This window comes from Enterococcus sp. DIV2453a (assembly GCF_050533535.1).
Classification (GTDB): domain Bacteria; phylum Bacillota; class Bacilli; order Lactobacillales; family Enterococcaceae; genus Enterococcus; species Enterococcus faecalis.
Map to the genome: position 1 here is coordinate 81,037 of NZ_CP172899.1, position 12,760 is coordinate 93,796.

At 37.9% G+C, this 12,760-nt stretch carries 5 protein-coding genes; 3 read left to right on the forward strand and 2 right to left on the reverse strand.

The genetic code is table 11. The features are described 5' to 3' along the window. Nucleotides 1–133: 133 nt before the first annotated feature. Both IGK03_RS00370 and IGK03_RS00375 read right to left on the reverse strand, forming a co-directional pair. Entirely contained in the window at nucleotides 134–1,618 is a 1,485-nt protein-coding gene (locus tag IGK03_RS00370) for a helix-turn-helix domain-containing protein (RefSeq protein ID WP_002373754.1), read from the reverse strand. Beyond that, nucleotides 1,612–3,099, reverse strand: a complete 1,488-nt coding sequence (locus IGK03_RS00375; RefSeq protein WP_033921965.1) for a helix-turn-helix domain-containing protein — start codon at nucleotides 3,097–3,099, stop codon at nucleotides 1,612–1,614. Before IGK03_RS00375 ends, IGK03_RS00370 begins: the two co-directional genes overlap by 7 nt. Nucleotides 3,100–3,809: 710 nt before the next feature. Here IGK03_RS00375 and fss1 point away from each other — a divergent pair. The 3 genes from fss1 to IGK03_RS00390 all read left to right on the forward strand — a co-directional run bounded on the left by fss1 (nucleotide 3,810) and on the right by IGK03_RS00390 (nucleotide 12,683). After that, nucleotides 3,810–9,908, forward strand: a complete 6,099-nt coding sequence (fss1, locus tag IGK03_RS00380) for a fibrinogen-binding MSCRAMM adhesin Fss1 (protein ID WP_152681320.1) — start codon at nucleotides 3,810–3,812, stop codon at nucleotides 9,906–9,908. Nucleotides 9,909–10,181: 273 nt separating this feature from the next. Next, nucleotides 10,182–11,096, forward strand: a complete 915-nt coding sequence (locus IGK03_RS00385) for a diacylglycerol/lipid kinase family protein (RefSeq protein ID WP_010707947.1) — start codon at nucleotides 10,182–10,184, stop codon at nucleotides 11,094–11,096. A gap of 81 nt (nucleotides 11,097–11,177) precedes the next feature. Continuing rightward, complete coding sequence (locus IGK03_RS00390; RefSeq protein ID WP_010707948.1) at nucleotides 11,178–12,683, forward strand: helix-turn-helix domain-containing protein; 1,506 nt, start codon at nucleotides 11,178–11,180, stop codon at nucleotides 12,681–12,683. The last annotated feature ends 77 nt before the right edge of the window (nucleotides 12,684–12,760 follow it).

Genomic DNA, 12,760 nt, shown 5'->3' on the forward strand with positions numbered 1-12,760 from the left:
GTTCTACGTTTCGGTATCACTAGAGTGGAACATTGAAAATTTTCGTAAAAAACGCCAAAAGGTAGCAGTTTTTCTGCTACCTTTTGGCGTTTTTTGTAATTTTTATCACTTAAAATGTTTCACGTGAAAACTTTTAAAAGTGGCGTGGACTTTGTTTGGTGACAATTTGTGTATTTAAGTTTTCTAAGCTCTGCGCTAGTTCACCAATGCTAGCGGAAAAATCAACATAATAAGTAGGAATCGTTGATTTGACACTAATTTCTGAAAAGATATTTGTAATAATTACATCGAAAGGCTTTTCTGGTGAAGCGACAAAAATTAATTTTTTATCCACGGCTTTACTTAGCTTTTCATAAAGGGTATCTAAAATTAAGTTACTTTGGTTGGTCCGTACTAAGACACGAATCGGTGGTAAAGATTTCGTTTTCAGTGTACAGAAAAGAATGAACAAGCAGTCAACTAACAATTTTTCATTGCCCATCAATGTTGGAAGCATTTCAATTGTAAGTCGCTTCACATCTTTGTAGAGACTCGGATTTTTTTGAAGTGCTTCTTTTAAAAAGCTTTCTTGCACAAATGGATTGGCAATCGTAACAAAGGTCTTAAAAAAGACACTTAAATTTTGGATAGAAGTATATAGATAAAGGTACTCGTGAAATGTCAATTTAATTTGATAAAAAGACGTCAGTTGATAAATGATCTCTTTAATGGGTGAGCCTAATAGCTGGACCATATGCATCCGTGCTGCTGGAATTTCCAAGACATCTTGTGTGGCGTAGCTGACACTAATCGTTAATAAGAAAAAGGCAAAAAGCCCTTCTTTTTGTATAAATTTTGTTGGAACTTGGTGTAAGGCTTCTTCTTTAAAAAACAATTCAAATTCACTCAGATTAACAAAGGGATTAACAATCGCTTCTTCCTCTACGAAAGTTTCTTTGATAAAAAAGCCCTCTTTCCAACGCGCTAAAATCACCGCAGAAAAAATCAAGTCTTTTGTAAAATCTTGTGTTGTATTGAAGGAAACAGAATGTTTTAAACGTCGAAAGAGACTATGGACTTCTTTTTTAGTGATCGTGTGCAACGGCCAGTCTCCTTCAGAATAATTGTTCCAAAAAAGCATCATAAAGAAAATCCGGATATCTTTTTCTTTGCCCACCAACACATTGGTACGTTTTAAATTGATTTCAATCTGATATTTTTGGAGCCATTGGTTTAATTGACCAATTTTTCGTGTAAAGGTTGACGAAGAAATTTCTAGGACTTTTTCAAAATGTTTGCTATCAATTGCATTATGATTAAAGGCATAGGTCAGTACTTGATACGCGAAACTTTTTTTGACAAAGTAGGGCATCAAAAACGACAGTTGGAAATAGGGTGCAAACCAAAATGTGATCTCTTTGGCATTTGCTGATAAAGAAAATAAGTTCTCCCAGCCGTTTTTTTCAATTTCTGTTTGGAGCAAAGCTACAGATTGTAGAATGGTATTTTGTTGCATTTTTAATTGAGTGGCTAAAGTAGAAATCGCCAATGTTTGCTCTTCTGCTTCACGACGTTCGAGTAATTCTTCTAAAAGAGCAAAACTTTTACGATAAGGTACATCAAGTAATCCTGTTAACATCCGATTCCCTCCAAACTGTTTTCCCCACGTAATTTGGCAAAATAAATTTTGCGGACGACTTGTTTTAAGTTATGGTATTCGTCTAAATAAGGAACGGGATGCCAATAAAAGGTTTTACTGGCGTGAAAAAGCGGATTATTTTTGTCAGTAATGACTAAGTCAGGCACTTCTTGAATATGATTAACAAATTTCAAAGGAACATCGCAATAATTATTGATTTCCTTCGCTAACCAATTTTCTTGTATCTGATTAATAGATGAATGAAGTAAAATTTTAACAGGAATTTGTTTATTTAATAAAACGCTCCGAATAATTAAAAAAATGGTTTCTTTAAATAACGCATCTAGTGGGTGCTTTTTGTCAAAAGGCAAACGTTTTAAGAAATAGTTGGTTGTTCGTGAAACGTTTGGGTATTGTTTTTCATACAAAGAGACATTAGCAACCTCATAGCTCAATTCCTCTTCCACAGGGAAATGAATCAGTCGTTCACTGGCATTGGATAAATTAACCAACAAAAAGACTACTTCTATTGCGCTTAAATCCAACTGTAATTGCGTACATTTTTCAAAAATCCAGGTGACATGGGGACTTTCATCCATGCCCATAATCGCTAAGTTGGCAAAGTTGACCGTTTCTATTTGTTCAAGTGAATACATCGTTAATGTGCTGAAAAAATCATAGTAGAAACGAATTTCAGCCCGCCATGTGTCGGGTTCTTTTTGTTCATTAATAAAACAATCATTCACTAATAATTGAAATTCTGAATAAGGAAAGGCTAAATTGATCGTAGCAATTTCAGGATAATCGCTGATTGTAAAATCAGATTGGTAACGGAGTAAACCTATGGACATAATTAATTTTAATTTGCGTAAATCGGTATATGTAAAGTAAGGATAACGGTTTTTGATGATTTCAATAAAATTCTGCAATTGCGCTTGATTGGTTTTAGATAAAAAAGGAACGAGAGAAGTTCCTGAAATGAAAAATAAGGAGTAAAAGAAACTACGAAAATCTTTCTCTTTGCCACAAATTTTTTCTCGCCTTTTTAAATTTAAATAACAATTAAATCTAGCTAGATAATTGTTTAAACGGTCACTGACTTGTTTGAAAATAGAAAAGTTAATGAAATGCTCTTCACAAAAATCTTTGGCTGAAGTATAGCGTTTTAAAAGTAAATCTAAGGCTAACATATAAGTTAATGACCCGCGAACTACGGCTTCTTTCATTAACTCAATCGGGATATTTTCATCGGCGACTAATTCTATGGACTGTTGATTATTAATAATGCGAATATGTACATTTTCATGTGTATTGACTCGAGAAATTAATAAAGTTAATTGATTCAATAAATTGTTGATATTGTAATGGGAAAATTCATATTTTCGCCGGAGTACTTGCATGGGGACTTTTTCTTTACTGTCATACAAGTATTCAATTAGGGAAAGTAACTGAATTTCCTGTTTGGTTAATAAGTTATGCATAATAACCACCTTTCTAATTGGTTACGCTTGTTTGATTTTTCAGATAATACAGATAAAACATTCTTTTCTAAGCGACATTGACAATTGCCAGTGAAAGAACTAGTTGTTCTTATGCTACTGTATCTATTCTTAAAAATCAAGAAGAACTAAATGTGTTAAATAGAAGAAAATGCGGATAAAAAATGATAGAGCAAAAAATTATTAAGAAAAACAAATGGTTTATATAAAACATTTAAATAACAAAAATGATAATTTGAGTCTATTGATTTTTTAGCTTAAATAGCTTATACAAATAGGCTTTTTTGTCTGGTTAGTTCTTATGAAAAAAAATTAAAAAAACGGTATAGTGGAAGAAGGACTAGTACAAATAAAAAAGGATTAAAGGAGTGTTTTCATAAAGATGAAAAGGGTTTCTGGGATTTCATCAACTTTTTCTATTTGGAGGAGAAGTTGTTGATAATTTTTGCTGAAAAATCTCGTTATACTCTTCTTATTCTTATAGAAGAGTCTATAGGAAAAAGCAGAAAATGAATCCGCATTCGAAGTAAGAGTGCGTTTTGAGGAGATAAAAAGAAAAGGTGTGTTGGCTGTCTGTTTTAGCAAGGAAGAAAGACAACAGAAGAGCACTCACTTATTTGGTTTAAAATAAAAAATTGGTACGAAGTGAACGTTCTCTTCTATGTGTCGTTAGTAGAGGAAGGATGAAAGAAATGAGAAAGAATGGTCCAATGGTAAACCGTTGGCTCTACGGGTTGATGTGTTTGTTACTTGTTCTAAATTATGGCACACCACTCATGGCTTTGGCGGAAGATGTTAACAGCGATGGTCAGTTAACGTTAGGAGAAGCGAAGCAAACCAGCCAGCAAGAAATGACCTTAGCGCTTCAAGGAAAAGCACAACCAGTAACACAAGAGGTTGTAGTGCATTATAGTGCCAATGTGTCAATCAAAGCTGCACATTGGGCAGCGCCCAATAATACGCGCAAGATTCAAGTGGATGACCAGAAGAAACAGATTCAAATTGAATTGAATCAGCAAGCGTTAGCAGATACGTTAGTCTTAACGTTGAACCCTACAGCTACAGAAGATGTGACGTTTTCTTATGGACAACAGCAACGAGCGTTGACGTTAAATACTGGTACTGATCCGACAGAATCAACGGCAATCACGAGTTCGCCAGCCGCATCAGCGAATGAAGGTTCAACAGAAGAAGCATCTATAAACTCCTCTGTTCCTCGTTCGTCCGAAGAAACTGTCGCCAGCACGACAAAAGCGATAGAAAGTAAAACAACCGAGTCTACGACTGTCAAACCGCGCGTAGCAGGACCAACAGATATCAGTGACTATTTTACAGGTGATGAAACAACGATTATCGATAATTTTGAAGATTCGATTTATTTAAATCCTGATGGCACACCAGCAACACCGCCGTATAAAGAAGATGTGACCATTCATTGGAACTTTAACTGGTCGATTCCAGAAGATGTACGAGAACAAATGAAAGCAGGCGATTACTTCGAGTTTCAATTACCTGGCAATTTGAAACCTAATAAACCAGGTTCAGGTGATTTAGTTGATGCAGAAGGCAATGTCTATGGAACCTACACAATTAGTGAAGATGGTACGGTTCGTTTTACCTTTAATGAGCGAATCACGTCTGAAAGTGACATTCACGGGGACTTTTCTTTAGATACTCATTTGAATGATTCAGATGGGCGGGGTCCAGGAGATTGGGTGATTGATATTCCTACACAAGAAGATTTGCCGCCTGTAGTGATTCCAATTGTCCCAGATACCGAACAACAAATTGATAAACAAGGCCATTTTGATCGAACGCCCAATCCTAGTGCGATTACTTGGACGGTAGATATCAATCAAGCGATGAAAGATCAAACAAATCCAACTGTGACGGAAACATGGCCAACAGGGAATACCTTTAAGTCCGTGAAAGTCTATGAGTTAGTGATGAATCTTGATGGAACAATTAAAGAAGTGGGGCGCGAACTTAGCCCAGATGAATATACGTATGATGCAAATGGCAATGTGACGATTAAAGGTGACACGAATAAAGCGTATCGTCTTGAGTACCAAACGACGATTGACGAGGCGGTTATTCCAGATGGCGGCGGCGACGTGCCTTTTAAAAATCACGCGACGTTAACAAGTGATAATAATCCAAATGGGTTAGATGCTGAAGCAACTGTTACCGCCACATATGGCAAAATGTTAGACAAGCGCAATATAGATTACGACGAAGCCAATCAAGAATTCACTTGGGAAATTAACTACAACTATGGTGAACAAACCATTCCAAAAGACCAAGCAGTCATTACAGACACAATGGGGGATAATTTAACGTTTGAACCAGATTCTTTACATTTATATTCAGTGACATTTGATGACAAAGGAAATGAAGTCGTTGGAGCAGAACTTGTGGAAGGAAAAGATTACAAAGTGGTAATCAACGGAGACGGTTCCTTTGCAATTGACTTTTTACATGACGTGAATGGCGCAGTCAAGATTGATTATAAAACCAAAGTTGATGGAATTGTCGAAGGCGATGTTGCCGTGAATAATCGTGTGGATGTCGGCACTGGTCAGCATTCAGAAGGTGATGGCACAGCCAGTCAACAAAATATTATTAAAAACACTGGTGCAGTTGATTATCAAAATTCAACGATTGGTTGGACGTTAGCTGTGAATCAAAATAATTATTTGATGGAAAATGCCGTGATTACGGATACGTACGAACCAGTTCCTGGCTTAACTATGGTACCCAATTCGTTGGTTGTCAAAGATACAACCACTGGTGCTCAGTTGACGTTAGGCAAGGATTTCATGGTAGAAATAACTCGTAATGCAGATGGTGAAACAGGCTTTAAGGTAAGTTTTATAGGGGCGTATGCCAAAACAAGTGATGCCTTCCACATAACTTATACTACCTTTTTCGATGTTACCGAGTTAGACGCTAACAATCCTGCGTTGGACCATTATCGAAATACCGCTGCCATTGATTGGACGGATGAAGCAGGAAACAATCATCATTCAGAAGATAGTAAACCGTTTAAACCTTTACCTGCTTTTGATTTAAATGCGCAAAAAAGCGGTGTTTACAATGCCGTCACCAAAGAAATCACTTGGACGCTTGCGGTGAATTTAAGTAATAATCGTTTAGTCGACGCCTTTTTGACGGATCCAATTTTAGCCAATCAAACCTATTTGGCTGGGAGCTTGAAAGTCTATGAAGGCAATACAAAGCCAGATGGTTCGGTTGAAAAAGTGAAACCAACGCAACCGTTGACGGATATCACAATGGAAGAACCAAGCGAGAAAAACCAAAATACTTGGCGTGTTGATTTTCCTAATGATAGTCGTACGTATGTGATTGAATTTAAGACGTCTGTTGATGAAAAAGTTATCGAAGGTTCGGCTAGTTATGACAATACCGCATCTTATACAAACCAAGGTTCTTCACGTGATGTGACAGGAAAAGTTTCTATTCAACATGGTGGCGAATCAGTGAAAAAAGGTGGCGAATACCACAAAGATGATCCAGATCATGTGTACTGGCATGTAATGATCAATGGCGCCCAATCGGTTTTAGACGATGTGGTTATTACTGATACACCCTCACCAAACCAAGTGTTAGATCCCGAGTCATTGGTGATTTACGGTACCAACGTAACAGAAGACGGAACTATTACGCCAGATAAATCTGTTATTTTAGAAGAAGGAAAAGATTACACACTGGAAGTTACCACCGATAATGAAACAGGACAACAAAAAATTGTCGTTAAAATGGCCCATATTGAAGCACCTTATTATATGGAATATCGTAGTTTAGTGACTTCTTCAGCGGCGGGGAGTACAGACACGGTATCCAACCAAGTGTCAATTACTGGAAATGGTTCAGAAGTCGTTCATGGGGATGACAATGGCGATGTGGTCGTTGACATTGATCACAGTGGCGGGCATGCTACAGGGACCAAAGGCAAAATTCAGCTGAAGAAAACAGCCATGGATGGGACGACTATTTTAGCAGGCGCCCATTTCCAAATTTGGGACCAAGCTAAAACACAAGTCCTACGTGAAGGTACAGTAGACGCCACTGGGGTTATCACATTTGGTGGGTTGCCGCAAGGGCAATACATTTTGGTGGAGACAAAAGCACCAGAAGGCTATACAGTTTCGGACGAATTAGCTAAAGGCCGAGTCATTACTATTGATGAAGAAACTTCAGCCGAAGGAGCACAACCAACCATTATTAAAAACGATGTCAATAAAGTATTTTTAGAAAAAATGGATGAGAAGGGCAAAAAATTAGTCAATGCACGCTTTAAATTAGAGCATGCCGTAACCACGCCGTTTACTCATTGGGAAGAAGTTCCCCTTGCGCCGGATCGAACCAACGCGAATGGCCAGTTAGAGGTGGATAGTTTAAAACCAGGGCTTTATCAGTTCACAGAAATCGAAGCACCGACAGGCTATCTTTTAGATACTAGGCCAAAACGATTCATTGTGACACAAAGTATGAGTGGGCAAATTCGTGACGTTCACGTTAAAATGCTGAATTACCAAGGTTCTGCTGAGCTAATAAAAAAAGATCAAGCAGGTAATCTATTGGCAGATGCTGAATTTTCGGTCCTTGATGCCACAGGACAAGTGGTTCGAGAACACTTAGTTTCGGATGCAAACGGAAAAGTCACAGTGACGGATTTAGCCCCAGGAAAATATCAATTTGTGGAAACTAAAGCGCCAGCAGGGTACCTTTTAAACACTGAACCAAGTGCTTTCACGATTGCAGCAAGCGATCGGGGCAAACCAGCAACAGTTATAGCAACGGCTAACTTTGTTAACTATCAAGGCGCAGCTAAATTAATCAAAAAAGATGTGAATGGACACTTATTAAGTGGTGCGACATTTAAAGTGCTTGATGCGAAGGGACAAACGATTCAAACAGGCTTGACGACAAATAATCAAGGGGAAATTATTGCAGAGCACTTAGCCCCAGGTAAATATCGCTTTGTAGAAACCAAAGCACCAACAGGCTATTTATTAAATACCACGCCAGTCCCATTTGAAATTGCTGAGAAAAATGCTGGTAAACCAGCGGTCGTTGTTGCTAGTGACAACTTTGTGAATTACAAAGGGGCTTTCCAAATCGTGAAAACGAATAGCGCAGACCAACCATTAGCAGGTGCTGTTTTTGAATTATATGATCACAATAAACAATCATTAGGGATTACAGCAACGAGTGGCAAAGATGGCAAAATTATCTTTAGAGACTTGGCGCCAGGTACCTATTATTACAAAGAAATCAAAGCACCAAAATTACCAGATGGCGCAGATTATATTATTTATCCTGAATTAGTAAAAGTAGAAATTCGTGGTGATTTCAAAGGCGATCCGGAGATCTTCCAATTAGGGGCCTTCGCCAATTTCAAAGGACGCGCCGTCTTTAAGAAAATTGATACCAATGCGAACCCACTTCCAGGAACAATTTTTAAATTGTATCGAATCGAAAACGGGGAAAAAATCTTTGAAAGAGAAGTAACTGCTGAAAAAGATGGCTCATTGGCTATGGAGGATTTAGGCGCTGGTAGCTATGAATTAGATGAACTGGATGCAACGGATGGCTATATCGTCAATAAACAACCCATTTATTTTGTAGTGAAGAAGAATTCAAATGATAAACAACCACTAGATGAGTTAGAATTTGTGAATTATCAAGCGGAAGTAACGGGACGTAAAGTCAATGAGCAAGGTCAAACCTTAGCGGGTGCAGTTTTTGCAATTTACAATGCCGATGAGCAGAATCAGCCCCAAGGTTCACCGATAACATTCTTGAATCGTGCAGGAGAAAAAGTTTCTGAAATAACAACGGATAAGACTGGCGAAATTTACGCTAAAGGGCTAAATGAAGGGCATTACGTTTTAGTGGAAACGAAAGCACCAACAGGCTATCTGTTAGACACAACGCCACATCCATTTGATGTAACCGCCCAATTAGGAAAAGAGCAGCCAATTGCTTTAGGCGATCTTATCAATTATCAAGGAACTGCTCAATTAACCAAAGAAAACGAAACAGGTGAAGCATTGGCAGGTGCGGTGTTTAAGGTCATTGATGAAACAGGGCAAACCGTGGCTGGACAAACTAATCTGATGTCTGACAAGCAAGGCAAAGTCATTGCGAAAAATTTAGCACCGGGAACGTATCGTTTTGTGGAGACACAAGCGCCAACTGGCTATCTTCTTAATGAAACGCCAAGCGCAAGCTTTACGATTGCCAAAGACAACCAGGGCAAACCAGCCACTGTGGTACTTAAAGCACCTTTTATTAATTACCAAGGTGCTGCCAAGCTGGTGAAAATTGATCAGCAAAAGAATGCCTTAGCAGGTGCTGAATTTAAAGTGACAGATGCAGAGACAGGGCAAACTGTCGCTCGTTCATTACGTTCTGACAACCAAGGGTTAGTTCAAGTGAACCACTTACAACCAGGAAAATATACCTTTGTGGAAACAAAAGCACCGGATGGTTACCAACTGTCTAAGCAAGCAGTCGCATTCACTATTGCGGCAACAGCGAAAGACAAACCTGAACTCGTGGATGCGGGCACGTTTGTTAACGAGAAACAACCTGTATCCAAAAAAACAAAACCAAATCAGCCAACAACGAAACAAGCAGCTAGAGAGACAGGTTGGCTTGGTTTACCGAAAACCAACACACAAGTCAATTACTTCTTTGTCTTTATCGGCCTCCTGTTGGTCAGTTTGGCAAGTTGGCTCTTCTATAAAAAGAGCAAGAAATAAGCAAAAGCTATAAAAAAACAGGCCATCCGTCCTTTCGACGGATGGCCTGTTTTTTCATCTTAAGCTAATCAACTGAACAAAAGTAGCTCCTTCTTATTGACATTCTCAGGTAAGCCTTCATCGCAGTTTAGCCTTTGAACAGAACTTACTGAGTTCTTGGAGCAAATCGCTTGTGCCTCAGCCTTTGTTTTTCGATGCTATCTTTAGGTATTTTGGCTAAAATATTGTACACTTTACATGTGCAAGAAATTTAGTTAGAGATATGAGGATAGAATGATGAAAAAGATGATGGTTTTATACAACGAAACTTCAGGAAGTAGTGAAAGTAAAGAGATTGCAGAACGCTTTAAAAAAGCTGCAGAAGCGAAAGGGGAAGCGGTTATTTTGCAACCTTCCAATCCAGACATTGATCCTGAAGAAATGCGGAAAAATGCCAAAGAAAATCAAGTGGGTGTCTTGGTCGTCATTGGTGGTGACGGGACCATTCATCATGCCGTTCAAAATTTTAAAGACACCATTCGTGACTATCAAATAGGGATTATTCCAGGTGGAACAGTCAATAATTTTGCGCGTGTGTTAAGTATTCCTTTGAAAGAAGAAGACGCCTTTGAGACCATTTTGGCAGGACAGACCACGCCAGTTGACTTTGGAATGGTAAATCAAGATGTGATGATTTCGACCTTAACGATTGGACTATTAGCGGACACAGCAGCAAATGTGACCCAACAGGAGAAACAAAAATATGGTCCTTTAGCCTTTACAAAGCAATTTTTCCGCTTATTAATGAAAAAGAAAAAGTACAAACTAAAAATTGATGGCGATGAAAGACGTTGGCATGGCAAAGCCCAATTATTAACGATGACCATGACGAATTCTGCTGGCGGCTTTACCAATTTCGATGCCAATGCCACGCCAGATGACGGCGAAGTGCACATTATCATTTTGCCTAAGTTAGTTTTTTACAAGTTTGTCTATTATTTACCTAAAATTATCAGAGGACAATTAAATGAAATTCCTGGTGTCGTGTATTTCTCTGGGAGTCAATTTAAAATTAGGGGCGAAAAAGACAAGAAAGTCCAAACACGAACAGATGGCGATCCTACCGATGATTTACCGATTAAAGTAACGGTGGAAGCTGGGGGACTCAACGTGTTTGTTCCTGAAACGTCCACATCTACGAAAGAATAAAAGAAACAACTGTTATTTTTTCGTGGAATAGATTTCTCATTTTGTGTACAATAGAACAGAAGAGAGGCAGTTGAGTGAACAGTGAAATGGGATGAATATGTTGATATATTCGATACAGATGTCGTTTCTAAAATTATTATTTTAAGAAACTTGCCAATTAATGAAGGCTGGATTGACATCAATGAGTTAGCAGAAGAATTACAATTAAACAAAAAATCAGTCAAAAAATACGTAGAACTCCTAAAAGATGACATTACGTATTATGCTGTGGATAATGATGCTTCTTTGGCTTTTGAAAAGGGGCATGGCTATCGCTTGAACTTGGCGTCTAGCCAAGCGTTCCAGAAACTTTATACAGCAATTTTTCGGGATAGTTTAACTTATCAAGTAATGGAAGATTTATTCTGGGGTCGATTTAATGGGATTGTGCCAGCGACAGCAAAATATCATACCAGTGATGCCACGATTCGGCGCTTGCTCAAAGGGTTTACAGAAATTTTAGCACCATTGGGGTTAGTGATTAATAAAAGCACATGGAAAATTGAAGGCAATGAAGCGTATTTGCGCCATTTTGCTTACACTATTTTTATGGACTTAATCCGTGATACGTGGCCTTTTGACTATATACAAGAAACGGAAGTCGCACAAACTGTCCAAAAAATGATGGCTTTTTTCAACGTAGAAGTTGCGGAAACGGTGATACGCCGAGTTAAATATATGGTCGCTATCTCAAAAGTCCGTAGTGCGCAAGGCGCCGAATATCGACCTTCAGCCGAGCAAGAAACTTATTTAGAAGGTAATAAACATTACCAAGCCTTTATAGAAGAGATGACAGCTACAACCCTTTTCCTTAACAAAAACGATTTAACTTTTGTGTACTTTTTCTTGTTAGCCAATGACCAATTTTATCAAGATGAAGCCACTGCACAAGCAATTTTAGCGCATTTTGATGAGTCTGAAGCGCCTGTTTATATGTTGACTCATTTAGTCCAGCATTTCTTATTAGAAGAAATACAAATGACGCCGCAATTGGAAAAAATTCGTCCGCAAATTTTTTATTATTTGTTTGCTACACATTTATTTGCCGAACTTTACTATGTCCAAAATGTGAAAATGTATAATGTCTTTTGGAATAAAGTCAAAGAAAAATATCCGGTTCTTTTAGAAGAATTAAGCCAAGGCTTAAATCAACTTTACGAACAAACAGGCAATGAATTATTTACAAATAAAGAATTTTTGGCTTTGCGTTATTCTAGTGTTTTGGCGCTTTCTAATGATTTAATTCATCGTGAACAAAAAATTGTTTTAGGGTTAAAATCAGGCTTGCCAGTACTGGAAGAAGAACGGGTGAAACTTTCGATTGAAAATAATTTTCGTCGGTTTTATGCATTGGAAGTTTTACGATACAGTGAAGCAAGCAAAGAAGAATGGCAAAATATTGATTTACTATTAGTGACTTCTTTGGCAGATGTAGAAACGGGCCATCCAGAGATCTTTTTACTTTCAAGTGAGTTAACGTTTGAGCAATATAATCGTTTGAACCAAAAAATAGTAAAAATTAACGAGAAAAGAACCACGTCACTTTAATAAAAAATCAAAAAAATGGGCTTTTTTGATGCATATGTCCGATAAATTGTAAAAAAATTTTTCTAAAAAGTAAAAAA

Excerpts from the sequence above, each read along its gene's own strand:
- IGK03_RS00385 (WP_010707947.1), top strand. The coding sequence starts at position 10,182 with ATGATGAAAAAGATGATGGTTTTATACAACGAAACTTCAGGAAGTAGT.
- IGK03_RS00375 (WP_033921965.1), bottom strand. The coding sequence starts at position 3,099 with ATGCATAACTTATTAACCAAACAGGAAATTCAGTTACTTTCCCTAATT.
- IGK03_RS00370 (WP_002373754.1), bottom strand. The coding sequence starts at position 1,618 with ATGTTAACAGGATTACTTGATGTACCTTATCGTAAAAGTTTTGCTCTT.
- fss1 (WP_152681320.1), top strand. The coding sequence starts at position 3,810 with ATGAGAAAGAATGGTCCAATGGTAAACCGTTGGCTCTACGGGTTGATG.